Below are 508 nucleotides of genomic sequence, written 5' to 3'. Positions count from 1 at the left end.
TCTGGAACGAACTCTGCGTCCAATCCCGATGGGGCGAAAGGCGTGGCTATTCTGCTGGACTGAACTGGGTGCTGAACATGTAGGTATTATCCAGAGCCTGATCAGTACTTGTAAACTGCATGATATCGATCCTTATACCTATCTGACAGACGTGCTGTTGCGAGTTAATGAGCATCCAGCGAGCCGAGTGTTGGAGTTGACACCAAGGGTTTGGAAGGAACGGTTTGCAGATCAGCCGTTGCGGTCGGATCTTTATCGAGAGATGAAGCCCCAGTAAGGTTGATGGTTCCGCTGCATCCCTGCAGCACTTATCCTATCCTGAAAGAAGACAGAGGCTCTCACCTTGAGAGTTACGGCCATCCATTGCCCCTCTGTCTGATATAACTTTATCGCCTAGTGACTTGATTGTATATAGGAAAAAGTCCTAAAAGTTGAGCTGGCTAGTGATGTTAGGCATTGCTAATGACTATTATTGTTATGTCAATAACGTCTTAGAATGATCGCTTAC

General features: G+C 46.7%; 1 protein-coding gene. It reads left to right on the top strand.

Annotated elements, in window-relative coordinates:
• A partial coding sequence (locus D791_RS18655; RefSeq protein WP_036515092.1) for a transposase domain-containing protein occupies nucleotides 1-277 on the top strand: 277 nt, incomplete at its 5' end.
• Nucleotides 278-508 lie beyond the last annotated feature (231 nt).

It is taken from the genome of Nitrincola nitratireducens (assembly GCF_000585235.1).
GTDB lineage: Bacteria > Pseudomonadota > Gammaproteobacteria > Pseudomonadales > Balneatricaceae > Nitrincola > Nitrincola alkalisediminis.
The sequence above is the reverse complement of the archived record's forward strand: the minus strand, read 5'-3'. Positions and strand labels throughout refer to the sequence as shown.